Source organism: Pseudomonas sp. KD5, from assembly GCF_012932895.1.
Classification (GTDB): Bacteria; Pseudomonadota; Gammaproteobacteria; order Pseudomonadales; family Pseudomonadaceae; genus Aquipseudomonas.
On record NZ_JDWJ01000007.1, the window covers coordinates 186,803 to 211,771 of the forward strand.

26 protein-coding genes and 1 other RNA gene are annotated in these 24,969 nt (G+C 60.2%); 15 read left to right on the plus strand and 12 right to left on the minus strand.

Going from position 1 to position 24,969, the window contains the following annotated elements:
* Window positions 1–70 precede the first annotated feature (70 nt).
* The 4 genes from AF70_RS17165 to AF70_RS17180 form a co-directional block, all read right to left on the minus strand.
* Window positions 71–1,288: a 2-octaprenyl-3-methyl-6-methoxy-1,4-benzoquinol hydroxylase gene (locus tag AF70_RS17165; protein WP_167331189.1), complete on the minus strand. Its 1,218-nt coding sequence runs from the start codon at window positions 1,286–1,288 to the stop codon at window positions 71–73.
* A gap of 115 nt (window positions 1,289–1,403) precedes the next feature.
* Window positions 1,404–2,591, minus strand: a complete 1,188-nt coding sequence (ubiH, locus tag AF70_RS17170; RefSeq protein ID WP_028939121.1) for a 2-octaprenyl-6-methoxyphenyl hydroxylase — start codon at window positions 2,589–2,591, stop codon at window positions 1,404–1,406.
* Window positions 2,588–3,922: a Xaa-Pro aminopeptidase gene (gene pepP, locus AF70_RS17175; protein WP_019650155.1), complete on the minus strand. Its 1,335-nt coding sequence runs from the start codon at window positions 3,920–3,922 to the stop codon at window positions 2,588–2,590. Before pepP ends, ubiH begins: the two co-directional genes overlap by 4 nt.
* 27 nt (window positions 3,923–3,949) lie before the next feature.
* Window positions 3,950–4,504, minus strand: a complete 555-nt coding sequence (locus AF70_RS17180; protein ID WP_007940361.1) for a YecA family protein — start codon at window positions 4,502–4,504, stop codon at window positions 3,950–3,952.
* A gap of 125 nt (window positions 4,505–4,629) precedes the next feature.
* On the opposite strand from AF70_RS17180, the gene AF70_RS17185 reads away from it, so the two are divergent.
* The 4 genes from AF70_RS17185 (at window position 4,630) to AF70_RS17200 (ending at window position 6,055) form a co-directional block, all read left to right on the plus strand.
* On the plus strand, window positions 4,630–4,839 hold the full coding sequence (locus AF70_RS17185) for a TIGR02449 family protein (RefSeq protein ID WP_007940359.1): 210 nt from the start codon (window positions 4,630–4,632) through the stop codon (window positions 4,837–4,839).
* Window positions 4,836–5,153, plus strand: coding sequence for a cell division protein ZapA (locus tag AF70_RS17190; RefSeq protein WP_018927584.1), 318 nt, complete (start codon window positions 4,836–4,838; stop codon window positions 5,151–5,153). The genes AF70_RS17185 and AF70_RS17190 overlap by 4 nt, the downstream gene beginning before the upstream one ends.
* Before the next feature lie 30 nt (window positions 5,154–5,183).
* Window positions 5,184–5,362: non-coding RNA, 6S RNA (gene ssrS / locus AF70_RS17195), on the plus strand.
* Between the two features lie 87 nt (window positions 5,363–5,449).
* Window positions 5,450–6,055 (plus strand): 5-formyltetrahydrofolate cyclo-ligase, encoded by a 606-nt coding sequence (locus AF70_RS17200; protein WP_028939122.1) that lies wholly within the window; start codon window positions 5,450–5,452, stop codon window positions 6,053–6,055.
* A gap of 35 nt (window positions 6,056–6,090) precedes the next feature.
* Here AF70_RS17200 and AF70_RS17205 read toward each other — a convergent pair whose 3' ends face one another.
* Window positions 6,091–6,240: a hypothetical protein gene (locus tag AF70_RS17205; protein WP_018927582.1), complete on the minus strand. Its 150-nt coding sequence runs from the start codon at window positions 6,238–6,240 to the stop codon at window positions 6,091–6,093.
* Window positions 6,241–6,440: 200 nt separating this feature from the next.
* On the opposite strand from AF70_RS17205, the gene AF70_RS17210 reads away from it, so the two are divergent.
* The 4 genes from AF70_RS17210 to AF70_RS17225 all read left to right on the plus strand — a co-directional run bounded on the left by AF70_RS17210 (window position 6,441) and on the right by AF70_RS17225 (window position 11,823).
* Complete coding sequence (locus AF70_RS17210; protein ID WP_028939123.1) at window positions 6,441–6,890, plus strand: EVE domain-containing protein; 450 nt, start codon at window positions 6,441–6,443, stop codon at window positions 6,888–6,890.
* 129 nt (window positions 6,891–7,019) lie between these two features.
* Window positions 7,020–7,985: an HlyD family secretion protein gene (locus AF70_RS17215; protein ID WP_019580536.1), complete on the plus strand. Its 966-nt coding sequence runs from the start codon at window positions 7,020–7,022 to the stop codon at window positions 7,983–7,985.
* Window positions 7,982–10,705 carry a ribosome-associated ATPase/putative transporter RbbA gene (rbbA, locus tag AF70_RS17220; RefSeq protein ID WP_028939124.1) on the plus strand — a complete coding sequence of 908 codons (2,724 nt, stop codon included), beginning with the start codon at window positions 7,982–7,984 and terminating at the stop codon, window positions 10,703–10,705. The genes AF70_RS17215 and rbbA overlap by 4 nt, the downstream gene beginning before the upstream one ends.
* Window positions 10,705–11,823 (plus strand): ABC transporter permease, encoded by a 1,119-nt coding sequence (locus AF70_RS17225; protein ID WP_019580534.1) that lies wholly within the window; start codon window positions 10,705–10,707, stop codon window positions 11,821–11,823. Before rbbA ends, AF70_RS17225 begins: the two co-directional genes overlap by 1 nt.
* Window positions 11,824–11,883: 60 nt before the next feature.
* On the opposite strand, the gene AF70_RS17230 is transcribed toward AF70_RS17225, so the two are convergent.
* Window positions 11,884–12,291 carry a flagellar basal body-associated protein FliL gene (locus AF70_RS17230; protein WP_028939125.1) on the minus strand — a complete coding sequence of 136 codons (408 nt, stop codon included), beginning with the start codon at window positions 12,289–12,291 and terminating at the stop codon, window positions 11,884–11,886.
* Between the two features lie 150 nt (window positions 12,292–12,441).
* Here AF70_RS17230 and AF70_RS17235 point away from each other — a divergent pair, with 150 nt between their 5' ends.
* Both AF70_RS17235 and glpT read left to right on the plus strand, forming a co-directional pair.
* Window positions 12,442–13,419 carry an NADPH:quinone oxidoreductase family protein gene (locus AF70_RS17235; protein WP_019580532.1) on the plus strand — a complete coding sequence of 326 codons (978 nt, stop codon included), beginning with the start codon at window positions 12,442–12,444 and terminating at the stop codon, window positions 13,417–13,419.
* Between the two features lie 203 nt (window positions 13,420–13,622).
* Entirely contained in the window at window positions 13,623–14,972 is a 1,350-nt protein-coding gene (glpT, locus tag AF70_RS17240) for a glycerol-3-phosphate transporter (RefSeq protein ID WP_019580531.1), read from the plus strand.
* Here glpT and AF70_RS17245 read toward each other — a convergent pair.
* On the minus strand, window positions 14,948–15,616 hold the full coding sequence (locus AF70_RS17245) for a gamma-glutamylcyclotransferase (protein ID WP_019580530.1): 669 nt from the start codon (window positions 15,614–15,616) through the stop codon (window positions 14,948–14,950). The genes glpT and AF70_RS17245 overlap by 25 nt on opposite strands.
* Window positions 15,617–16,001: 385 nt before the next feature.
* Here AF70_RS17245 and AF70_RS17250 point away from each other — a divergent pair, with 385 nt between their 5' ends.
* Entirely contained in the window at window positions 16,002–16,445 is a 444-nt protein-coding gene (locus AF70_RS17250; RefSeq protein ID WP_019580529.1) for a hypothetical protein, read from the plus strand.
* Between the two features lie 14 nt (window positions 16,446–16,459).
* On the opposite strand, the gene AF70_RS17255 is transcribed toward AF70_RS17250, so the two are convergent.
* The 5 genes from AF70_RS17255 to AF70_RS17275 all read right to left on the minus strand — a co-directional run bounded on the left by AF70_RS17255 (window position 16,460) and on the right by AF70_RS17275 (window position 21,697).
* Window positions 16,460–17,428, minus strand: coding sequence for a CDP-6-deoxy-delta-3,4-glucoseen reductase (locus AF70_RS17255; protein WP_019580528.1), 969 nt, complete (start codon window positions 17,426–17,428; stop codon window positions 16,460–16,462).
* Window positions 17,428–18,894 carry a 4-hydroxy-3-polyprenylbenzoate decarboxylase gene (ubiD, locus tag AF70_RS17260; RefSeq protein WP_019580527.1) on the minus strand — a complete coding sequence of 489 codons (1,467 nt, stop codon included), beginning with the start codon at window positions 18,892–18,894 and terminating at the stop codon, window positions 17,428–17,430. The genes AF70_RS17255 and ubiD overlap by 1 nt, the downstream gene beginning before the upstream one ends.
* A 138-nt stretch (window positions 18,895–19,032) precedes the next feature.
* A complete protein-coding gene (gene rho / locus AF70_RS17265; RefSeq protein WP_007899384.1) occupies window positions 19,033–20,292 on the minus strand; it encodes a transcription termination factor Rho in 1,260 nt (419 codons plus the stop codon).
* Window positions 20,293–20,539: 247 nt separating this feature from the next.
* Window positions 20,540–20,869, minus strand: coding sequence for a thioredoxin TrxA (gene trxA, locus AF70_RS17270; protein WP_003206727.1), 330 nt, complete (start codon window positions 20,867–20,869; stop codon window positions 20,540–20,542).
* Window positions 20,870–20,989: 120 nt separating this feature from the next.
* Window positions 20,990–21,697: a FadR/GntR family transcriptional regulator gene (locus AF70_RS17275; RefSeq protein ID WP_019580526.1), complete on the minus strand. Its 708-nt coding sequence runs from the start codon at window positions 21,695–21,697 to the stop codon at window positions 20,990–20,992.
* Between the two features lie 257 nt (window positions 21,698–21,954).
* On the opposite strand from AF70_RS17275, the gene AF70_RS17280 reads away from it, so the two are divergent.
* The 4 genes from AF70_RS17280 to AF70_RS17295 are packed head-to-tail and all read left to right on the plus strand — an operon-like array spanning window position 21,955 to window position 24,814.
* The gene (locus tag AF70_RS17280; RefSeq protein ID WP_028939126.1) at window positions 21,955–22,740 is read left to right on the plus strand and encodes a transporter substrate-binding domain-containing protein; all 786 of its coding nucleotides are present in this window, start codon (window positions 21,955–21,957) and stop codon (window positions 22,738–22,740) included.
* A 22-nt stretch (window positions 22,741–22,762) separates the two neighbouring features.
* Window positions 22,763–23,443, plus strand: a complete 681-nt coding sequence (locus AF70_RS17285) for an amino acid ABC transporter permease (RefSeq protein WP_019580523.1) — start codon at window positions 22,763–22,765, stop codon at window positions 23,441–23,443.
* Complete coding sequence (locus AF70_RS17290; RefSeq protein ID WP_007899375.1) at window positions 23,440–24,090, plus strand: amino acid ABC transporter permease; 651 nt, start codon at window positions 23,440–23,442, stop codon at window positions 24,088–24,090. Before AF70_RS17285 ends, AF70_RS17290 begins: the two co-directional genes overlap by 4 nt.
* A complete protein-coding gene (locus AF70_RS17295) occupies window positions 24,077–24,814 on the plus strand; it encodes an amino acid ABC transporter ATP-binding protein (protein WP_018927566.1) in 738 nt (245 codons plus the stop codon). The genes AF70_RS17290 and AF70_RS17295 overlap by 14 nt, the downstream gene beginning before the upstream one ends.
* Window positions 24,815–24,969: the final 155 nt, after the last annotated feature.

Sequence of the window (24,969 nt, forward strand, 5' to 3'; positions counted from 1 at the left end):
CAATCGAACACTGGGTGGAGGAGTTACCAGATGTTGCACAATCGAATGAATGACAATGTGGCGAGGGGCTTCAGGCCTTGGCCAACGCTGGCAAATCCCCAATCAACCCAAGCGCTTCGCGCACGAACAACGCCTTGGCCTCGGGCATCTGGTCGACCATCTTCAACCCGGTATTGCGCAACCAGCGCACCGGCAACGGATCGGCCTGGAACAGCCGTTCGAAGCCTTCCATCGCCGCCATCAACGCCAGGTTGTGGGGCATGCGCCGACGCTCGTAGCGACTGAGCACCTTCACATCCGCCAACCGCTCACCGCGCGCGGCCGCTTGCAGCAGTACTTCGGCCAGCACTGCCGCATCGAGGAAACCGAGGTTCACGCCCTGTCCGGCCAGCGGATGGATGGTGTGGGCCGCGTCGCCGATCAGCGCCAGACCTTCTGCCACGTAACGCTTGGCATGACGCTGACGCAGCGGCACGCACAGACGCGGGTCGGCACTGAGCACCGTGCCGAGGCAGCCTTCGAAGGCCCGCTCCAGCTCCTTGCAGAAGCTTTCGTCGTCCAACGCCATGAGGCGTTCGGCTTCGCTCGGCGTGGTCGACCAGACAATCGAGCACCAATCCTGCTGACCGTCCCGTTCCAGCGGCAGAAACGCCAGCGGGCCGTTGTCGGTGAAACGCTGCCACGCGGTCATTTGATGCGGTTTGGAACAGCGCACACTGGTGACGATCGCGTGGTGCATGTAATCCCATTCGCGGGTCGCAACGCCGGTCAGGCGCCGCACCGCCGAGTTGGCGCCATCCGCCGCGATCACCAACGGTGCCCGCAAGGTGCGGCCATCGGCCAGGGTCAGCAGCCAATCATCACCGGAGCGGCGCATCTGCTCCAGACGCGCATTGGCCAGCATCCCGAGGTCACAGTCGTGCAGCCGATCGAGCAAGGCATCTTGAACCACGCGGTTCTCGACGATATGCCCCAGCACGTCGGCATGTACGCTGGTCGCCGAGAAATGGATTTTCCCGGTGCCGCTGCCGTCCCAGACGTGCATATCGGTGTAAGGACTGCTGCGCCGGTTGGCGATGCCGTCCCACACGCCCAGGCGTTCGAGTATTCGCTGGCTGGCCGCCGACAGAGCACTCACCCGCGGCTCGAACGGCGCCTGGCCATCGAAGGGTTTGACGCTCAGGGGGCTACCGTCCAGCAGCAGGACTTCGAGCCCGCTGTTTTGTAACGCCAGCGCCAGGGCGCTGCCGACCATTCCGGCCCCGACAATCAGCAGATCTGCGCGCATTTCCATGCTTTAGGCCTGTCTCGCTTGCGACTTGAGCCGCAGATAAAGGGTTTTCTCGACGCGCGTCACCAAAGTGCTCGCGTCGTCATGAATATTGACGTGCAAGTGCGCCCGCTTAAACATCGGGACGCGTACCCAGGCCCATGGCCTGCCGGGCGAACCAGCGCTTGGCCGGCGGCAGCAGATCGAGACCGAGCAGGCCGATGTTGCGCCCCAGGGAAACCAGCGGCTGGGTGCTGCCGAACAACCGGGTGACCTGATCGGAGAAGCCCACGGTCAGGTTCTGATCCATCCGCTGACGCTCGCGATAAGCCTGCAACGTGGTGAAATCGCCGAGCGCGGTCTCGCTGCTCAACAAGGTGTCGGCCAAAGCCTGGGCATCGCGCAGGGACAGGTTGAAGCCTTGTCCGGCAATCGGATGCAGGCTATGCGCGGCGTTGCCGAGGATCGCCAGATGCGGGCGGACTTGTTCCTCGGCTTCGATCAGCGACAACGGATACAAATTGCGGGCGCCAACCTGTTTCAGCGTGCCGAGGCGATAACCGAACACGCCCTGCAACTCGTTGAGAAAGCTGCGGTCATCAAGAGCCGCCAACCGTTGCGCGTCCATGCCCAGACGGGTCCAGACCAGGGCGCAGCGGTTTTCCGGCAGCGGCAACAAAGCCATTGGGCCGTCGTCAGTGAAGCGTTCGAAGGCCATGCCGTTGTGCGCTTCGCTCGGAGTGATGTTGGCGATCAGCGCGCTCTGGTTGTACGGGCGCTTCTTGATGCCGATCCCCAGCTGTTCACGCAGGCCCGAACGGCCGCCATCGGCCAACACCGCGAGGTCGCACTCCACCAGGGTTTCATCGTTGAGCGTCAGGCGATAGCCGTCGGTCAGCGGTTCCATGGCGGTGACTTCCGCCGGGCAACGCCAACTGATCACGTCCTTGTCCAGGCTGTGCCAGAGGCATTGGCCGAGCCAGGCGTTTTCCACCACATAACCCAGTGCTGGAACGCCCTCTTCCATCGCCGACAACCGCGCCGTGGAAAAACGCCCACGGTCGGAGACATGAATCTGCTTGATCGGCTCGGCGCGGCGGGAGATTTCCTGCCACACGCCCAGCCGTTGATAAATCTGCCGGGCGCCGAACGACAACGCTGAAGAGCGAGCGTCATAGCTCGGTTGGTACGTATCGCCAGGGGCAAAGGGTTCGATCAGCACGATCTTCCAGCCACGGGCCTTGGCCCCGGCCTGCAACGCCAACGCAAGGCTGGCGCCAACCAGGCCACCGCCGATGATTGCCAGATTGACTCGACTCATGCCGCTTGTGTCCGTGCGGCGGCCATCAGAGCCTCGATTTCGGCAACCGTTTTCGGTACGCCGCTCGTCAGGATTTCACAACCGGTTTTGGTGACCACCACGTCGTCCTCGATGCGCACGCCAATGCCGCGCCATTTCTTCGCCACGTTCTGGTTGTCCGGGGCAATGTAGATGCCCGGCTCGACCGTCAGCGCCATGCCGACTTCCAGCACGCGCCATTCGCCGCCGACCTTGTACTCGCCGACATCATGCACATCCATGCCCAGCCAGTGGCCGGCGCGGTGCATGTAAAACGCCTTGTAGGCTTCGCTGGCGATCAGTTCATCGACCTCGCCCTGCAACAGGCCCAACTTCACAAGGCCCGCGGTAATGACGCGAACCGTGGCTTCATGCGCCTGATTCCAGTGTTTGTTCGGTGCGATTTCGGCAAACGCCGCTTCCTGGGAAGCCAGCACCAGCTCGTAGATCGCCTTCTGTTCCGGTGAATACTTGCCATTGACCGGCCAGGTGCGGGTGATGTCGCTGGCATAGCAGTCGATTTCGCAACCGGCGTCGATCAGCACCAGATCGCCATCTTTGAGCACCGCGTCATTCTGCTGGTAATGCAGGATGCAGCTGTTGCGCCCGGCGGCGACGATCGAACCATAGGCCGGCATCTTCGCCCCGCCCTTGCGGAACTCGTAATCGAGCTCGGCTTCGAGGCTGAACTCATGCAAACCGGCACGGCTGGCCTGCATCGCCCGGATATGCGCCTGAGCGGAAATCCGCGCAGCTTCACGCATCACCTTCACTTCTGCCGCCGATTTATACAGGCGCATGTCGTGCAACAGATGATCCAGGGCAACGAATTCGTTCGGCGGCTGGGCACCGAGATTCGCCTTGGAGCGGATCACGTTGATCCAGTCCATCAGGTGCCGATCGAATTCCGGGTTGCTGCCCATGGCCGAATACACCCGGTCGCGGCCTTCGATCAGGCCCGGCAGGATGTCGTCGATGTCGGTGATGGGAAAAGCGTCGTCGGCGCCGAAGTCGCGGATCGCGCCTTCCTGGCCGGCGCGCAGGCCGTCCCACAGCTCACGCTCGGCATTGCGTTCACGGCAGAACAGGATGTACTCGCCATGTTCGCGACCGGGAATCAAAACGATAACGGCCTGAGGCTCGGGAAAGCCGCTGAGGTACTGGAAGTCGCTGTCCTGACGGTAAACGTGCTCGACGTCACGGTTGCGAATGGCAACCGCGGCGGCGGGCAGGATGGCGATGCTGTTGGGTTCCATCTGCGCCATCAGGGCCTTGCGGCGACGGCTGTATTCCGATTTCGGGATATGAATCATGGGCAGATGGCTTTTCCTGGCTCGCGATTAATGCAACGACGGTTTGGCGGCTGCTTCGTCGGTTTTCTTGGTTTCAGTGAACAGCAGCAACGGTGCGACGCGCAGGTACTCCATGACTTCCATGTAGTCGCTTTCGCCGTCGTCGGACTCTTCCAGGGCGTCTTGCACCTGAGAAATGGCGGCCAGATCCTGCAGCACTTCAGTCGCTTCAGCGCTGAGGGCATATTCGCGACGGGTCAGGCCGAAGCCAGTGAGGAAGCCCTGGCACCACTGGCCCAGCGCGGCTGCACGCTCGGTGAGCGGCGCGTCGTCGCTCGGCAGCAGCAGAACAACGGTCATGTCGTCGCTGGTAAGCTCGCCCTTGACCATCTCTTGCAGGCCGATCAAGGCGTTGCGAACGTTGTCTTGCGGCTCGCCTTCGAGCAGCTCGGCGGCGTCTGCCAGCCAGCTGTCGGCATCGAAACCGGCACCGGCGCAGCTACGGCCGAGCAGCAGGCCGTGCAACTCGGCAGGCGATACGGGATGGCCGCTGGTACTCAGCAGGGTGGCGAAGGCTTGGTACGGAGAATTCTGAATGGGCATGGGTAGCTAGGCGCCAGACGGCGCTATGTCTAGAATGAAGGCCTTGTATCCTACATCGACAGACTCGCCAAGACTATTAAAGGCTGTCCGCCAGCTACCTCCCATCAGACGAACACGTGGACACAATGGAAGACACCGACCTGCAAGCGCTGATGGCCAGACTCGAGCTGCTGATTACCCGAGTCGAGCAACTAAAGAGTCAAAACGCACTCTTACTAGCTCAAGAAAAGACCTGGCGCGAGGAACGCGCGCACCTCATTGAAAAAAATGAAATCGCCCGGCGTAAGGTCGAATCGATGATTTCGCGCCTCAAGGCCCTGGAGCAAGACTCATGAGTTCAAGCAATAGCGTTACCGTGCAGATCCTCGACAAAGAATATTCGATCATCTGCCCCCAGGAAGAGCGCAGCAACTTGATCAGCGCCGCCCGCTACCTGGACGGCAAGATGCGCGAAATCCGTAGCAGCGGCAAAGTCATCGGCGCCGACCGCATTGCCGTGATGGCTGCGCTGAACATCACGCACGACCTTCTGCACAAGGAAGAACGTCCGGATGTGCAGGCCAGCGGTTCGACCCGCGAACAGGTTCGCGACCTGCTGGACCGCGTCGATCTGGCGCTGTCGACCGATCCGGATGTCACCAAGGGCTGATTCGCCAGGCCGCTTGAGTTATACTCGCATCACTCCCTGGGGTGCTTGCCAGTTGACCACGTCCCTGAGCCGATTCGCACTACCCTGGAGGTTGCACGTTGGGCTGGTGTGCATGTCCGCTAGACGGAAAGCCTTAAAGCCTACTGCATCTTCCACCTTGAACTTTCGGGTTCAAGGGCTAAGTCAGCAGCGGTTCATCCGGGGAGCCTGATTTCAATCCGATGCCGGTTTTCATACCGGCATCGGCATGTTTACGGGTACGCTTTTAGTACTCGCACTTTCTGAAGCCTGAATCCATGACCGAACCTGCGCTGCTGCCCCGACCGCAACTTCGACGCATGCTGCGCAAGGCCCGCCGCGCACTGACCCCCTGTCAGCAACGCGAAGCCGCTCGCGGGCTGTATAAGCAATTGGCCCAGCACCCGCTGTTTCGCCGCGCAAAACACATCTCCCTGTACCTGCCCACCGACGGTGAAATCGACCCGCGCCTGCTGATGCGTGCCGCGCAACGTCGGGGCAAGGCGACGTACCTGCCGGTACTCAGCGCCTGGCCGCGAACCAAAATGGTGTTCCAGCGGATTCGCCCCGGCGAAAAGCTCAAACCCAACCGTTTCCGTATTCCAGAACCACGGGCCAATATCGCCCGGCAACGCAAAGTCTGGGCGCTGGATCTGGTGTTGCTGCCATTGGTGGGGTTTGACGATGTCGGCGGACGCCTGGGGATGGGCGGCGGCTTCTACGACCGAAGCCTGGCGTACCTGGCGCGCCGAAAAAACTGGCGCAAGCCGACGCTGCTGGGCTTGGCCCATGAATGTCAGAAGGTTCAACGATTGGCTCAGGCGAGCTGGGATGTACCGTTGCAGGGCACGGTCACTGACAAGGCGTGGTATTTCGCGGGCTAGACGCCACTGATCTCAGCGGCGTCCAGGCGACAGGTTCAGCGCTTGAACGCCGACGGCTGTTGCTGCGCGATCTCGACGGGAGCATCGGGTTTGTTGTTCCACAGGCTTTGGGCATAGCCGGTGGTCACGACACCAAGGCCGAATAAAATAACCAAAATCCATAGTAAATCCGGTTTGCGTTTCATCGACTGCCCCCCAAAGGCACATCAACACGATGACAGCAGCGGTTTCCGTTGTAGGTGTAGGCCGTGCAGCAGCGTCAAGCTAAGAAGGCCGGCATTTTGCGACAACGTGAACCGACACGCAAACGCTGGCGTCAACCGACTGTCGGTTTGTCATAAAATTGCCTGACCACTTGCCCACCCACCTCGCAAGGAGCAAAAACATGGCTTATTGGCTGATGAAATCCGAGCCCGACGAACTCTCCATCAAAGACCTGGAGAAGCTTGGCCGAGCGCGCTGGGACGGGGTTCGCAATTACCAGGCGCGCAACTTTTTGCGGGCCATGGCAGTGGGCGACGAGTTTTTCTTCTATCACTCCAGCTGCCCTGAGCCAGGGATTGCCGGGGTCGGAAAGATCGTCGAGGCAGCGTATCCGGACCCGACGGCGCTGGAGCCCGAGAGTCATTACTTCGATCCGAAGGCCACTGCCGAGAAAAACGCCTGGAGCGCGATCGATGTCGCTCACATCGAAACGTTTTCCAAGGTGCTGAAGCTCGACTATCTGAAACAGCAAACGGCGCTGGCCGAAATGCCATTGGTGCAGAAAGGCTCGCGACTGTCGGTGATGCCGGTGACAGCCGAGCAATGGGCGGCGGTGCTTGGCCTGCGCTAAATAATGCACAACCGCCGGTCACGCAGGCTTACCTTGCCAACCGGTCAAGCTTGCCCTTCAGTTGACTAACATCAAGGTGCTCAGGCGCGTTCCTGTCAGACTGGGACGCTATAGACGCAGGATGCCGACATGTCGACGCACAGCCGCTCTTCGCTTTTCTTCGTTTTTTTACTGGGGGCTGTATTGCTGGCCGCCGGAGGGTTTGGTTATTGGCGGTCGACCGTTAACCGACTGCCCCAAGGGTTGTCTGTCGGCAATGGTCGACTTGAAGCCACTGAAGTGCAGATCGCCAGCAAAACACCCGGTCGATTGGCTGAAGTGCTGGTGGACGAAGGCGACAAGGTAACCCAGGGGCAACTGCTGGCCCGCATGGACACCCGTACCCTCGAAGCCCAGCGCAACCAGGCTGAAGCCGAAGTGATACGCGCCCGGGAAAATCTTTCCGCGGCCCAGGCCAATGTGAAACTGCGCCAGAGCGAGCAACTGCTTGCCCAGCAAGAGCTCAAGCGCTCCCAGGCATTGTTCAATCGCGGTTTCGCCAGCGGCCAGATCATCGACCAACAGCAGTCACGCTTCGACACCGCCAACGCGGCTGTTACTGCGGCCCGCGCACAGGTGTCCGCCGTCGGCGCCGCCATTGGCGCTGCACAGGCGCAAGTGGCTCAGTTAAACAGTGAAATCGACGACAGCAGTTTGCGAGCCCCCATCGACGGGATAATTCAGCTTCGCATGGCCGAACCCGGGGAAGTGCTCGGCGCCGGAGGGCGAGTGTTGCTGCTGATTGACCCGAATGACCAATACATGAACCTCTACCTTGCAGCCTCCGTCGCCGGACGCCTGGCGGTCGGCGATGAAGCGCGAATCCTGTTGGACGCCCTGCCTGACCAGCCGTTGCCGGCAAAAATCAGCTTCGTGGCGGCCAAATCGCAGTTCACGCCCAAAGAAGTCGAGACCCGCGATGAACGTCAGAAACTGGTGTTTCGGGTCAAGCTACGCCTGACCCGTCCCAGCGCCGTGCCCCAGGCCAAACCGGGGATGCCCGGCAATGGCTACGTGCGCACCGCTCCCATTGACTGGCCGGCCAATCTTCAATGACCGGCCTGGCACTGCATGCCACCCGCCTTCGGCACCGCTATGGCGAACGGCATGCGCTGACCGACATCACGCTCAGTCTGCCCACCGGTACCCGGTGTGGGTTGATTGGCCCGGATGGCGCCGGCAAATCCAGCCTGCTGGGATTGATCGCCGGCGTGAAGACGCTACAGGAGGGCCAACTGGAAGTGCTCGGCGGTTCGATCCAGGACCGGCGCCACCGCAACAGCCTCTACTCGCGCATCGCGTTCATGCCTCAAGGCCTGGGCGGCAACCTGTACCCTGATCTGTCAATCCGCGAGAACATTCACTTCTTCGCCACGCTGTTCGGGCTGTCCGCGGCCGAAAGCGATCAGCGCATGCACAGCCTGCTGCTGGCCACCGATCTACTGCGGTTTGCCGAGCGCCCGGCCGGCAAGCTGTCGGGCGGAATGAAACAGAAGCTCGGACTCTGTTGCGCACTGATCCATGAGCCGGATTTGTTGATCCTCGATGAGCCGACCACTGGCGTCGACCCTTTGTCCCGACGGCATTTCTGGGAGTTGATCGATGATGTTCGGCGCCAACGCCCGCAACTGACGCTACTGGTCGCCACCGCGTACATGGAAGAGGCCGAGCAGTTCGAACACTGCCTGATGCTCGACGGCGGCAAACTGATCGCCGCCGGTTTGAGCCGCGATCTGGCGGCGGTAACCCCCAGCGGCAAGCTCGATGAAGCCTTCACTCACTTTCAGGGTGACACCGGCCACGACAACCAGCCGCTAGTGATCCCTCCCCGAACCAATGCTACGGCCGACATCGCCATCCAAGCCCATGACCTGACCCTGCGCTTCGGCGATTTCACCGCTGTGGATAAAGTCAGCTTCGCCATCGGCCGCGGCGAGATCTTCGGGTTTCTGGGCTCCAACGGCTGCGGCAAAACCACCACCATGAAAGTGCTTACCGGACTGATTCCGGCCAGCGAAGGCAGTGCCACGCTGCTGGGCAACCCAGTGAACGCCAAGGATCTGGCCACCCGCAAGCGCGTCGGCTTCATGTCTCAGAGCTTCTCGCTCTATGGCGAGCTCAGTGTGCGGCAGAACCTGGACCTGCATGCGCGACTGTTCGATCTGCCCCAGGCCGACAGCACTCAGCGCATCGACGAATTGATCCAGCGCTTCAGCCTGGCCAGCGTCGCCCATCAGCCGTCCGGTGCATTGCCGCTGGGTCTGCGTCAACGATTATCCCTGGCGGTGGCGGTGCTGCATCGCCCGGAAGTGCTGATCCTCGACGAACCTACCTCCGGCGTCGACCCGGCGGCGCGGGACGATTTCTGGCGACTGCTGATCGAACTGTCCCGTGAACAGGACGTGACGATCTTCCTGTCCACCCATTTCATGAACGAAGCCCAGCGTTGCGACCGCATCTCATTGATGCACGCAGGCAAGGTTTTGGCCTGCGACACCCCGGCAGCACTGCAACAGCAGTTCAACGGCCAGACACTTGAGGCCGCGTTCGTCACCTGCCTGGAACAGGCCCAGAACCCGGTCGAAACAGAGGCGCCACCAACGCCCATCGACACAACACTCGCACCCACCCCATCGATGAAAGACCGTCGCTTCAGCTTTGGGCGACTGCGGGCATTGGCGAGCCGTGAAGGCAAGGAACTGCTGCGCGATAGAGTACGCCTGGCCTTCGCTCTGCTCGGGGCGATGCTCATGATGGTGATTTTCGGCTACGGCATTTCCCTGGACGTGGAGAAACTCGCCTTCGCGGTCTACGACCAGGACCAGACCCCGCAAAGCCGGGCCTATCTGGAGGCCTTTCGCGGCTCCCGTTACTTCGACGAGCAACCCCCGATAAGCGATCCGGCGCAGTTGCATCGACGACTGCAGCGCTCGGAAATCAAACTGGCGCTGGAGATTCCCCCCGGATTCGGTCGGGATCTGTTCGCCGGTCGCCAGCCTACGGTGGCGGCCTGGCTCGACGGCGGTATGCCGTTTCGCGCTGAAACCAGCCGCAACTATGTGGAAGCGGTACACCAGGCCAACCTGGAGCAACTGGCGGATCAGTCCAGTCCCGCACCACCCCGGCAAGCGCCAGCCAGACTGGAAACCCGTTTCCGCTACAACCAGGATGTCGTCAGCGTCAACGCCATCGGCCCTGGAGTGATGGCGCTGATCCTGGCGTTCATCCCGGCCATGCTGACTGCGCTGGGCATTGTGCGGGAGAAGGAACTGGGCTCGATCACCAACTTCTACGCCACACCGCTGACCCGCCTGGAGTTCCTGTTAGGTAAACAGGTGCCGTATCTGGCCGTCAGTCTGATCAATCTCGCCGTGCTGGCGGCCATGAACCGCTGGCTGTTCGGCGTCCCTTTCAAGGGCAGCGCATTGACCCTGGCCTTCGGCGGGCTGCTCTACGTGCTGGCGACCACCAGCATGGGGATGTTGATTTCGGCGTTCACCCGAACCCAGATCGCCGCGATTCTCGGCACCATGATCATCACCAGCCTGCCGACCATCCAGTTTTCCGGTTTGATCGTGCCGCGATCGTCCCTCGATGGTGCGGCCGCGGTCATGGGGATGCTGTTTCCGGCAGGCTATTTTCTCGATATTGCTGTCGGCACCTTTACCAAGGCGCTGGATATCCGGCAGTTGTGGCCACAATGCCTGGCACTGTTCGGGTTCTTTCTCGGGTTCACCGGGCTCAGCCTGGCCATGCTGAAAAAGCAGGAGGTCTGATGCATAAGCTTGCGCACATCCTGCGTCTTGGCCTCAAGGAACTCACCAGCCTGCGACATGACAGTGTATTGCTGCTGTTCCTGTTCTACGCCTTTACAGTGGCGATCTACATGCCGGCCGCGGGCTCAGTGATCGGCGTGCACAACGCCAGTGTGGCCATGGTCGATGAAGATCACAGCCCCATGTCACGCCAACTGGCCCAGGTTCTGCGGCCGCCGGAATTTCAACCGCCCGTGCCGCTGCCTTATGGTCAGCTGGACGAGGTGCTGGACAACGGGCGGTACACCTTCGTGATCAATGTTCCAGCCAATTTTCAGGCCGATCTGCTGGGCGGCCACCAACCGGCGGTGCAGGTCAACGTCGACGCCACGGCCATGAGCCAGGCGTTCATGGGGGCAGGCTATATCGGGAGGATTTTCCAGCGCGAGCTGCTGACCTACAGTGGCCAGAGCGATGCGGCGAGCCAGACGCCCGTGCGGCTGACAACACGAGCGCTGTTCAATACCAATCTGGAGGGTGGCTGGTTCCTGGCGGTGATTCAGATCGTCAACAACATCACGATCCTGGCCATCATCCTGACGGGCACGGCGCTGCTTCGTGAACGCGAGCACGGCACCCTCGATCATTTGCTGGTGCTGCCACTGACGGCACTGGAAATCATGCTGGCGAAAGTCTGGAGCAACATGCTGGTGGTGGTGTTGTGCACCTGGGTGTCGCTGGAAGTCATTGTCAAAGGCGCTCTTGGCGTGCCGCTGGCTGGCTCCATGAGCTTTTTCTTGCTGGTAACGGCGGTTTATCTGTTCGCCAGCACGGCGCTGGGGATATTCCTCGCGACCCTCGCCCGCTCGACACCGCAGTTCGGCTTGTTGGCGATTCCGGTGATTATCCCGATGTTGCTGCTTTCCGGGGGCAGTACGCCCCTCGACAGCATGCCGCAATGGCTGCAATGGGTGATGCAGGGCTCGCCATCGACGCACTTCGTCAGCCTCAGCGCCGCGATACTGTTTCGCGACGCCGGCATCGGCGTGGTCTGGCCGGACTTGCTGGCATTAAGCGCCATCGGCCTGCTGTTCTTTACCATTGCACTGCTGCGGTTTCGCAAGAGCCTGGCGTCCTGAAGGGCCGAGTCGCCCTTCGCGGGCAAGCCCGCGCAGGGGCCGCCCCAGACAACAAAAGCCTTACTGGATAATGAGGTTGTTGAACAACAGATCCTCAACCACCGGCTTGCCGGTTTCGTCGCTCATCACTTGCTGGGTCTGCTTCAAGGCTTCCTGACGCAGCTTTTCCTTGGCCTCGACGTTGTTCATGGTTTCAGTGGTCTGCTGGGCAAACAACGCCACCAGCTGATTGCGGATCAGAGGCTCATTGGCCTTCACCGCCTTGGTCGCCTCGTCACCGGTCACCCGTAGCGCCACATCGGCCTTGTAGACCTTGAGCTTCGGCGTGCCATCCAACCCATAGTTGCCCACGAACGGCGGGCTCAGGGTGATGTAGTTGACCTTCGGGGCTTCACCTTCTTTGGCTTCTTCGGCCATCGCTGCCACAGGCAGAGACAGGGCCAGCATCAACATGATCCACGCTTTCACAATTCGCTCCTTATCCGGTTTGCGGCCTAGCATAACGACCCGCCGCTCAAGCACAAGCTTATGGCTGACTATCAGGGCCGGGCATGCTCGTTGACCCGTTAACTCACACACCTACACTTATCGGCCATCACTCCCAAAGGAATAGCCCTGATGAAAGCCGTGCTGTGCAAAGCCTTCGGCCCTGCCGAATCGCTGGTGCTGGAAGACGTCGCCAGCCCCGCCCCGAAGAAGAACGAAATCCTGCTGGACGTGCACGCCGCCGGGGTGAATTTCCCGGACACGCTGATCATCGAGGGCAAATACCAGTTCAAACCGCCCTTCCCGTTTTCACCGGGTGGCGAAGCGGCTGGCGTGGTCAGCGCTGTGGGGGAAAAGGTCAGCCACCTCAAGGTCGGTGACCGGGTCATGGCCCTGACTGGCTGGGGCAGTTTCGCCGAGCAGGTCGCGGTGCCGGGCTACAACGTGCTGCCGATCCCGCCATCGATGGACTTCAACACTGCTGCCGCTTTCAGCATGACCTACGGCACTTCGATGCACGCCCTCAAGCAACGGGGCAACCTGCAACCCGGCGAAACCTTGCTGGTGCTCGGCGCGTCCGGCGGCGTCGGCCTCGCCGCCGTGGAAATCGGCAAAGCCATGGGCGCCCGGGTGATCGCCGCCGCCAGCAGTGCGGAAAAACTCGCGGTAGCCAAAGCCGCCGGCGCCGATGAGCTGATCAACTACAGCGAAACCAGCCTCAAGGACGAAATCAAACGCCTGACCGACGGCCAGGGCGCCGACGTGATCTACGATCCGGTGGGCGGCGACCTGTTCGACCAGGCCATCCGCGCCATCGCCTGGAACGGTCGTCTTCTGGTGGTCGGTTTCGCCAGTGGACGCATCCCCGAACTGCCAGTGAACCTGGCACTGCTCAAAGGTGCCGCAGTGGTCGGCGTGTTCTGGGGCTCGTTTGCCCAGCGCCAACCACAGGACAACGCGGCGAACTTCCAGCAGTTGTTTCACTGGTTCGCCGAAGGCAAGTTGAAGCCGCTGGTGTCGCAGGTGTATCCACTGAGCAATGCGGCGCAGGCGATCAATGATCTTGGCCAGCGCAAGGCAGTGGGGAAGGTGGTCGTGCAGGTTCGCTGATCGTTTTCCAGCCAGGTCGCAGACTGCGACCTGGCTCCGTCATCCCCGTACCGACTCTCATTTATACCTGAGCGACATGTTCATAAAGGAACATGCAATCTCCAACATTTCCGCTGTTTTGCCGATGCGAACCGGTGCTATTTTCGGTAACGAAACTGTAACATTCGCATCCGCAGTCAAAACAAGAAATCTGGAGCTCTTGAATGTTTGCTTTCTTTCGTCCTGCCGCACATCAGGCTCCATTGCCTGAAGAAAAAATAGACAGCACCTACCGACGCCTTCGCTGGCAGATCTTCGCCGGGATTTTCATTGGCTATGCCGGTTACTACCTGCTGCGCAAGAACTTCACCCTGGCGTTCCCGGACCTGATCGCCCAAGGCTATACAAAAGGCCAGCTGGGTGTGGCGATGTCGGCGATTGCAATCGCCTACGGCCTGTCCAAGTTTCTGATGGGCATCGTGTCCGACCGCTCCAACCCGCGTTACTTCCTGCCCTTTGGCCTGGTGGTGTCCGCCGCGGTGATGTTCGTTTTCGGTTTCGCACCTTGGGCCACGTCCAGCGTGACCATGATGTTCATCCTGCTGTTCATCAACGGCTGGGCACAAGGCATGGGGTGGCCGCCGAGCGGGCGAACCATGGTGCATTGGTGGTCGCAGAAAGAACGTGGCGGTGTGGTTTCGGTCTGGAACACCGCGCATAACGTTGGCGGTGGCTTGATCGGCCCGCTGGCGATTCTGGGCATGGGCTGGTTCAACGACTGGCACAGCAAGTTCTACGTACCGGCTGCCGTGGCGCTGTTGGTCGCCGTGTTTGCCTTCATTGTGATGCGCGATACTCCGCAGTCGACGGGCCTGCCGCCGATTGAGAAGTACAAAAACGATTACCCGGAAGGCTACGACGCCAGTCACGAAGAGGAATTCAGCGCCAAGGACATCTTCGTCAAATACGTGCTGCGCAACAAAATGCTCTGGTTCATCGCACTGGCTAACGTTTTCGTCTACCTGCTGCGCTACGGCATTCTGGACTGGGCGCCGACCTACCTCAAAGAGGTCAAGCACTTCGACTTCGACAAGACGTCGTGGGCTTACTTCCTGTACGAGTGGGCGGGCATTCCCGGAACGCTGCTGTGCGGCTGGATGTCGGACAAGATCTTCCGTGGCAACCGTGGCCTGACCGGCATGGTCTTCATGGCGTTGGTGACCGTTGCGACGATCGTGTATTGGCTGAATCCGCCGGGCAACCCGATGATCGACATGATCTCGCTGTTCGCCATCGGCTTCCTGATCTACGGCCCGGTGATGCTGGTCGGCCTGCAGGCGCTGGAACTGGTGCCGAAGAAGGCCGCGGGTACGGCCGCAGGCTTTACCGGCCTGTTCGGTTACTTGGGTGGTTCCGTCGCGGCCAGCGCCATGATGGGCTACACCGTGGACTATTTCGGCTGGGATGGCGGCTTCATTCTGTTGGTCGTTGCCTGCCTGCTGGCGATGGCGTTCCTGGCACCCACCCTGGGCCACAAAAACGTCGCCAGTCAGGGCCGCGAAGCGCTCGCCTGATCTGCCTTTGATTTACAGCGCTTGAGCCGCGCCTCCAGATTCCGGTCTGGCATGGCGTGGCTACGCAGGGCGTGGGCGGTCTGCTCGACATACTCGCGAGTGGTGCCATAGCGCCCGCAAGCGTTCTCGAATACCTGGCTCAGCACGTGATCTGGCAGGTTGCCAGCATAGCTGGGCAGATGCCGCTCCAATACAAATCCCAATGCCTGAACCTGGTTTCCGTTTTCAAGACGGCAGTTGAGCCAGTGTGGACGATAGGAAGGGAATGGCATCTCGCGCTGCCAGAGTGCATAAAGTGAAGCCTCGAGTTGTTCTTCGGGCAAACGATAGGCGAACCCGCTGCACGAACCACCGCGATCCAGGCCAAATACCAGCCCCGGCACTTCCGGCGTGCCGCGATGCTCGTGGGACCACAGGTACAAACCACGATGGTAGCCATGCACCCGGCCGCGCACCCGCTCAACCGCCACACATTCAGGCCGCCAGATCAGCGAACCATACGCGAATAGCCAGACCGGCCCACCCTTGTGGCGCGCCATGGTCGACTGCATCGAGCTGAGCAATTGTTCGTGTGTAAGCTGCGGCCCCAGATCGAGCCGCGGAGGGTAAGCCAGATTCAAAAAAGCAGATTCAATGGCGCTCATGGCAATAAAATTTCGGCCCAGCAATTATTACAAAATATAAACAACTTTCACTTCATAGAACATATAGCAGTAATACTAAAACGAAAAGTACTAAGCGCCCTATGACCTTGCGCCCCCCATAAAAAATCCAATACTGAAGCTGGAGGGCTTGGCTATATACCCTAATATCATTTAAGAGAATTCTTAAATACCAGAACGAAATATACATAAGCATTCGGCGCGTCTAGGATAAAGCTCACTTAGGAGAAAACACCTACAAACCCTTCGGATTTACCGCCTACCCATTGCAGCTTTACGTCACGTATAACGGCCACCCAAAGACGCAAACCAAACTGCCTCAAAGGCCTGAATAATGAAAACACCATGGATTTACGGGTTACTTCTAATGCTCACGGCGCAGCACTCGCTGGCCGAGGACACCTCTGCGAAAGACACCGGCTCCTGGTATTTGCAGGCCAGCGTCTATACCAGACACTTCTCCCCCGACTCCGACCACAATAACAATCAGGACCTCATCGGTCTTGAGCGCGAGCAAGCGTCCGGTTGGTTGTTTGGTGGCGCAACTTTTCGCAACTCGTTCAGCCAGCGTTCATATTATGCGTATGCGGGCAAACGCTACGAGAGTGCTGACTATCCCGTGTACATAAAACTCACCGGTGGTCTGTTGCAAGGTTACAGCGGCAAGTCTCAGGACAAGATCCCTCTGAATCACTTCGGGGTCGCGCCGGTGATCATTCCTTCAGTCGGGGCACACTACGGACCATTGGCAGCCGAGCTGGTATTGCTCGGCTTCAATGCCGCCATGGTGACAACCGGGGTGCGCTTCTAGAACGGTTCACGCACCTATGATCGCGGGGCGTAAGCAAATACATCGGCACGCATTTGATGGGCATCCATCCCCGCTTCGACCAAAGCATCGAGCGTGCCATAGACCATGGCTGGAGAGCCGCTGGCATAGACGTGCAGTGCTTTCAGATCAGGGAAATCTTCACACACCGCCTCATGCAACATGCCGCAACGCCCCTGCCAACCACATTGATCGCTGACGACTTTATGCAGGAACAGATTGGGCAGCTTCAGCCATTCATCCCAATGTTCGATCTCATAAAAGTCTTCGGGACGACGTACGCCCCAATACAGGTGCACCGGATGCTTGAAGCCCGTGGCGCGACAATGTTCGATGAGGCTGTGGATCTGGCCCATGCCGGTACCGGCAGCAATCAGTACGAGAGGACCGTTCGGCAGTTCCGCCAGATGGGTGTCGCCGAACGGCATCTCGATCCGCACCATCGGGTTGCGTTGGAGCTGTTCGATCAGGCTCAGCGCGCTGCTTTCGCGCGCCAGCACATGAATTTCCAGGTCGCGGCCGGAATGCGGTGCTGAGGCCAGGGAAAAAGCGGATTTCTCGCCATTCTCACGCTCGATCATCAGGTACTGGCCGGCGTGATAGCGCGGTGGCTTGCCCGCTGGCGCACGCAGACGCACGCGCCAGGTATCGCCACCGACGTCCCTGCATTCAATGACCTGACACGACACGCTGCGCACCGGCAGTTCTCCCAGCGCGAGCACGCCATCCCACAACACGATGCAGTCTTCCAGCGGCTCTGCAATGCAAGTGTAGAACTCGCCATGGTCGCGCACATCGCCAGCCTGTTCGACCCGCCCTTCCACCAGCAACGCGCCGCACACATGGCAATTGCCGTTACGACAGCTTTGCGGGCATTCATAGCCCAGGCGACGCGCGCCATCGAGAATCCGCTCGCCGGGCAGAATCTCAAGCACTGCTCCGGAGGGCTGCAAGGTTACACGCATCAATCTATTCCTAACTGATTCCAGATGGCATCGATCCGTTGGGTAACGGCTTCATCCTTGACGATGACCCGGCCCCACTCGCGGGTGGTTTCGCCTGGCCATTTATGCGTGGCATCGAGCCCCATCTTCGAACCCAGGCCGGAGACCGGCGAGGCGAAGTCCAGGTAGTCGATCGGCGTGTTGTCGATCATCACCGTGTCGCGCTTGGGGTCCATGCGCGTGGTGATGGCCCAGATCACGTCGTTCCAGTCCCGTGCGTTGATATCGTCGTCGGTGACGATAACGAACTTGGTGTACATGAACTGTCGCAAAAACGACCAGACACCGAGCATTACCCGCTTGGCGTGGCCGGGATACGACTTCTTCATGGTCACGATGGCCATGCGGTACGAGCAGCCTTCGGGCGGCAAGTAGAAGTCAGTGATCTCCGGAAATTGCTTCTGCAGGATCGGCACGAACACTTCGTTCAGCGCCACACCGAGAATCGCCGGCTCATCCGGCGGACGGCCGGTGTAGGTGCTGTGGTAGATCGGCTTGATCCGATGGGTGATGCGCTCGACGGTGAACACCGGGAAGCTGTCGACTTCGTTGTAGTAGCCGGTGTGGTCGCCGTACGGACCTTCATCGGCCATTTCGCCCGGATGAATCACGCCTTCGAGGATGATTTCAGCCGTGGCCGGTACTTGCAGGTCGTTGCCGCGGCATTTCACCAGTTCGGTGCGATTTCCCCGCAGCAGACCGGCGAAAGCGTATTCGGAGAGGCTGTCCGGCACCGGTGTCACGGCGCCAAGAATGGTGGCCGGGTCAGCGCCCAGCGCCACGGACACCGGGAACGGCTGGCCGGGGTGTTTTTCGCACCATTCGCGGTAATCCAGCGCGCCGCCACGGTGGCTCAACCAGCGCATGATCACCTTGTTGCGACCGATCACCTGTTGACGGTAGATGCCGAGGTTCTGGCGATCCTTGTTCGGACCTTTGGTGACAGTCAGGCCCCAAGTGATCAGCGGGCCGACATCGCCTGGCCAGCAGGTCTGCACCGGCAACATCGCGAGGTCGACATCGTCGCCTTCGATGACCACTTCCTGGCACACTGCGTCTTTGACGACTTTCGGCGCCATCGAGATGATCTTGCGAAAGATCGGCAGCTTGGACCAGGCGTCCTTCAAACCTTTCGGCGGCTCGGGCTCCTTGAGGAACGCCAGCAACTTGCCGATTTCGCGCAACTCGCTCACCGCCTCTGCACCCATGCCCAGCGCCACGCGCTCAGGCGTACCGAACAGATTGCCGAGCACAGGGATGTCATAACCCGTGGGCTTTTCGAAAAGCAGGGCCGGGCCTTTGGCGCGCAATGTGCGGTCGCAGACCTCGGTCATTTCGAGCACTGGGGACACCGGAACCTGGATGCGCTTGAGTTCGCCGCGCTGTTCCAGGCCGCTGATAAAGTCGCGCAAGTCGCGATACTGCATGCGTGAGCCTCGTTTTGGCCGTGGCGTTCGGGGGTGGCAGTTTAGCGCCGAACCCCTCAGTTCAGAACCACGAACTGCCGTTGATCAAAAATCAGATAGCAAAAAGCCGGGTTTCCCCGGCTTTTTGGCCTGTTCGACTTACTTGCGTTTCATCGACAGGAAGAACTCGTCGTTGGTCTTGGTCTGTTTCAGCTTGTCGACCAGGAACTCGATGGCAGAGACTTCATCCATCGGGTGCAGCAGTTTGCGCAGGATCCACATACGCTGCAGTTCGTCGTCGGCTGTCAGCAACTCTTCGCGGCGAGTACCGGAACGGTTGATGTTGATGGCCGGGAACACACGTTTTTCGGCGATCTTGCGATCCAGAGGCAGTTCCATGTTGCCGGTGCCTTTGAATTCTTCGTAGATCACTTCATCCATCTTCGAACCGGTTTCAACCAGCGCGGTAGCGATGATGGTCAGCGAGCCGCCTTCTTCGATGTTCCGTGCAGCACCGAAGAAACGTTTCGGTTTCTCCAGGGCGTGGGCATCGACACCACCGGTCAGCACCTTGCCGGAGCTCGGGATCACGGTGTTGTAGGCACGCGCCAGACGGGTGATGGAGTCGAGCAGAATCACCACGTCCTTCTTGTGCTCGACCAGGCGCTTGGCCTTCTCGATCACCATTTCGGCAACCTGCACGTGGCGGGTTGGCGGCTCGTCGAACGTCGAGGCAACCACTTCGCCGCGCACGGTGCGCTGCATTTCGGTCACTTCTTCCGGACGCTCGTCGATCAACAGCACGATCAGATGAACTTCAGGATTGTTACGCGCGATGTTTGCCGCGATGTTCTGCAGCATGATCGTTTTACCGGCTTTCGGCGGAGCGACGATCAGGCCGCGCTGGCCTTTGCCTATCGGGGCGCACAGGTCGATGACACGACCGGTCAAGTCTTCGGTGGAACCGTTACCGGCTTCCATCTTCATGCGCACGGTCGGGAACAGCGGGGTCAGGTTCTCGAAGAGAATCTTGTTTTTCGCGTTCTCGGGACGATCGTAGTTGATCGTGTCGACCTTGAGCAGCGCGAAATACCGCTCGCCTTCCTTCGGAGGACGGATCTTGCCAACGATGGTGTCACCGGTGCGCAAGTTGAAGCGACGGATCTGGCTCGGCGAGACGTAGATATCGTCCGGGCCGGCGAGATAGGAAGCGTCAGCGGAGCGCAGGAAGCCGAAGCCGTCCTGGAGAATCTCCAGCACGCCATCACCGGAGATTTCCTCGCCGCTTTTAGCGTGCTTTTTGAGCAGGGAGAAAATCACGTCCTGCTTGCGCGAACGGGCCATATTTTCTATGCCCATCTGTTCGGCCAATTCGAGCAGTTCGGTAATCGGCTTTTGCTTGAGTTCAGTCAGATTCATATAGGAATGACGTAATCATTTATGGAGGGGGGAAATTAAGCTTTTGGCTTAATGAGGCCGCGCCGCAGAGAAGGCGACAGGATCGCGTACTTATTCGAAAAGGAGTGCGTCGGCGACGGCTAGCAGGGGGCAGTGGAGAAACCAGTGCGGGGCCGAATGTACCACCTGAGTTTCGGAGCGTCTAGCCCTCAATAACGAAAAGGCCCCGCATAATGCGGGGCCTTTTCATGACGCTTTATAACAACGCTTAGATGTTGGCGTCGAGGAAAGCGGCCAATTGCGACTTCGACAGCGCGCCGACCTTGGTGGCTTCGACGTTGCCGTTCTTGAACAGCATCAGCGTCGGGATACCACGCACGCCATGCTTGGCCGGGGTTTCCTGGTTCTCGTCGATGTTCAGTTTGGCAACGGTCAGCTTGCCTTTGTAGGTCTCGGCAATTTCGTCCAGGACAGGAGCGATCATTTTGCAAGGGCCGCACCACTCAGCCCAGTAGTCGACCAGTACAGCGCCTTCGGCCTTGAGTACGTCGGCCTCGAAGCTAGCGTCGCTAACGTGTTTGATAAGATCGCTGCTCATGGAAGTCTCCAGGTTGTAAGCAAAAAAACGTGGCCCATCATAGCTGCCCTTCCCCCGTTCAGGAAGCCGCAGATGATTGAGTCTCGCTATGGTGGCCCATGAATTTGGGTATAGCTCAAGTCACGAGGTGGCGGGAGCGACGAAGGCAATCCCGGTGCGCAGGGCGGCGTTGCGCACATGCTCCTGCATGGCCTTCTGTGCGGCACCGGACGATCGGCGCGCCAGTGCACGGAGGATTTTACGGTGTTCCTGCCAGGTTTCCATGGCCCGTTCGGCCCGGATGAACGGTAGCTTCTGGCTCTCCAAAAAGATGTCGGCGCTGGCTGTCAGGATGCTCAGCATCGCCTGATTACCGCTGGCCAGGAGGATGCGCCGGTGAAACTCGAAGTCCAGTCGCGCCGCTGCATCGAAGTTGGCGGCACGCAGTTCGTTGCGCATGGCGGCGACGTTGTCTTCCAGGGCATCAAGATCCTCGGTGCTCAGGGTCACGGCCGCCAAACCCGAGGCAAAACCCTCCAGCGCATAGCGCAACTGGAAGATGTCCAGCGGCGATGCCTGGGCCGCGAATGGCCAGCCCGGCACCGCATCGCCCCGGGGCAGATCGACCGGTGACTGCACGAATACGCCCTTGCCCGGCTGGATGCTGATCACGCCCAGCGCACTCAGGGACGACAACGCCTCGCGCAACGACGCCCGGCTGACCCCCAATTGCACCGCCAGGTCCCGTTGCGAGGGCAAGGCATCACCCGCCCCGAAACCTTGCTCGGTGATCAGTTTGCGGATGGCTTGCAGCGCCACTTCAGGTACTGCGCGGGAGATCGAGTTCATGGTTTCTTCAGACGAACCAGGCCAATGAGCGGCTAGTTGTAAAGCTATTCGCGACGTCCGGCAAGTCGTGCCCCATGGGGGTTCGGGAGTTTTCACGGTTGCGCCATCAAGGTGCGAAATGCCACCCAACTGTTCAGACCAGTAAGACCGAGCAACACCAGCAAAACCGTGGCCTGCAACCCCTGAAACCGAATCTTGGCATGGCCCGTGCTCTGTCGATCCGCAGAAATCACTTCCCGCCGATCCGGAGATTTGCCATGACCCAGCGTTACAGCGCCCTCCTCGCCGCCCTGTTTGCCAGCCTGATGCTGAGCCAGGCACCCGCCCACGCCGACGGTCTGGAGGATGTGGTCAAACGCGGCACCCTTAAAGTCGCCGTGCCCCAGGACTTCCCGCCGTTCGGTTCGGTCGGCCCGGACATGAAACCGCGCGGCCTCGACATCGATACCGCCAAACTGCTGGCCGACCAACTCAAGGTCAAACTTGAACTGACCCCGGTCAACAGCACCAACCGCATCCCGTTCCTGACCACCGGCAAGGTCGACCTGGTGATTTCCAGCCTCGGCAAGAACCCTGAACGTGAGAAAGTCATCGATTTCTCCCGCGCCTACGCGCCGTTCTACCTCGCCGTATTCGGTCCGCCAGACGCCGCCATCAAGGGTCTGGACGATCTCAAGGGCAAAACCATCAGCGTCACCCGTGGTGCCATCGAAGACATCGAACTGACCAAAGTCGCCCCGGAAGGCGTGACCATCAAACGCTTCGAAGACAACAACTCGACCATCGCCGCCTACCTTGCCGGGCAAGTCGACCTGATCGCCAGCGGCAACGTGGTGATGGTGGCCATCAGCGAGAAAAGCCCGAAACGCGTACCGGCCCTGAAAGTGAAGCTCAAGGACTCGCCGGTGTACGTCGGCGTGAACAAGAACGAGCCGGCGTTGCTGGACAAGGTCAATCAGATCCTCACCACCGCCAAGGCTGACGGTGCGCTGGAGAAGAACTCGCAAACCTGGCTGAAAGAACCGCTGCCGGCCGATCTCTGATCGTTCGCTCGGGAGACGACTTATGGCTTATCAGTTCGATTTTTTGCCGGTGGTGGAAAACACCGACCTGCTGCTGCGCGGTGCGTTGTTCACCCTTGAGCTGACGGCCGTTGGCGCGGTGTTCGGGGTCGCTCTGGGCATCATCGGCGCACTGGTGCGGGCGTGGAACATCCGCCCGTTCGCCGGCATTTTCGGGGTCTACGTCGAGTTGATCCGCAACACACCCTTTCTGGTGCAGTTGTTTTTCATCTTCTTCGGTTTGCCGTCGCTGGGCCTGCAGATTTCCGAATGGCAGGCGGCGGTGCTGGCGATGGTGATCAACCTGGGCGCCTATTCGACCGAGATCATCCGCGCCGGCATTCAGGCGATCCCCCGCGGGCAGCTGGAAGCCGCGGCCGCCCTGGCGATGAGCCGCTTCGAAGCCTTCCGCCACGTGGTTCTGCTGCCGGCACTGGGCAAAGTCTGGCCGGCCCTGAGCAGCCAGATCATCATCGTCATGCTCGGCTCGGCGGTCTGTTCGCAGATCGCCACCGAAGAGCTGAGTTTCGCCGCCAACTTCATTCAGTCGCGTAACTTTCGCGCCTTTGAAACCTACGCCCTGACCACGCTGCTCTACCTGTGCATGGCGCTGCTGATCCGCCAATTGCTGAACTGGATCGGCCGCCGCTACCTGTCCAAAAGCAGTGCAAGGAGCAGCCAATGAGCGATTTCACCTTCTGGGACATCCTGCGCAACCTGCTCACGGGCCTGCAATGGACGCTGGCATTGTCGCTGGTGGCGTTTATCGGTGGCGGGCTGATCGGTTTGCTGATCATGGTGATGCGGATTTCAAAGAAATCCCTGCCCAGCCACTTCGCCCGCACCTACATCGAATTGTTCCAAGGCACGCCGCTGTTGATGCAGCTGTTTCTGGTGTTCTTCGGTGTGGCCTTGGCCGGTGTGGAAATTTCACCGTGGATGGCGGCGGCGATTGCCTTGACGCTGTTCACCAGCGCCTACCTGGCAGAGATCTGGCGCGGTTGCGTCGACTCGATCCCCAACGGCCAGTGGGAAGCCTCGTCGAGCCTGGCGCTCAACCCGCTGGAGCAATTGCGTTACGTGATCCTGCCACAAGCGCTGCGCATCGCCGTGGCGCCGACCGTGGGCTTCTCGGTGCAAGTGGTCAAGGGCACCGCCGTCACCTCGATCATCGGCTTCACCGAACTGACCAAGACCGGCGGCATGCTTGCCAACGCGACCTTCGAACCCTTCATGGTCTACGGCCTCGTCGCCCTCGGTTACTTCCTGCTCTGCTACCCCTTGTCCCTCAGTGCGCGCTACCTGGAAAGGAGACTGCATGCCTCTGCTTAGAATTTCCGCCCTGCATAAATATTACGGCGACCACCATGTGCTCAAAGGCATCGATCTGAGTATCGAGGAAGGCCAGGTGGTGGCGATCATCGGTCGCAGCGGCTCGGGCAAGTCCACCTTGCTGCGCACCCTCAATGGTCTGGAATCGATCAACGACGGCGTGATCGAAGTCGACGGCGAATACCTCGACGCCGCCCGCGCCGACCTGCGCAGCCTGCGGCAGAAAGTCGGGATGGTGTTCCAGCAGTTCAACCTGTTCCCGCACCTGACCGTCGGCGAAAACGTCATGCTTGCACCACAAGTGGTGCAGAAAGTGCCGAAAGCCAAAGCCACCGAACTGGCGCGTCAGATGCTGGAACGGGTCGGGCTGGGCGAGAAATTCGACGCCTTCCCGGATCGACTCTCTGGCGGCCAGCAACAGCGGGTGGCGATCGCCCGGGCGCTGGCCATGTCGCCGAAAGTCTTGCTGTGCGACGAAATCACCTCGGCCCTGGACCCGGAACTGGTCAATGAAGTGTTGAGCGTGGTCCGGCAACTGGCCAGGGAAGGCATGACATTGATCATGGTCACCCATGAGATGCGTTTTGCCCGGGAGGTGGGCGACAAATTGGTGTTCATGCACCAGGGCAAGGTGCATGAGGTGGGAGATCCGAAGGTGTTGTTTGCCAATCCGCAGACGGCGGAGCTGGCGAACTTCATTGGGACCGTGGAGGCGGCGGGCTGACACCCCTGTGGCGAGGGGGCTTGCCCCCGTTGGGCTACGAAGTAGCCCCAAAACCTTTCACATCAACTCCAAATAGACCGCGCATGCAGGTTTTACGACTGCTGCGCAGCCGAACGGGGGCAAGCCCCCTCGCCACAGGGTTGGATCAAGGCTTT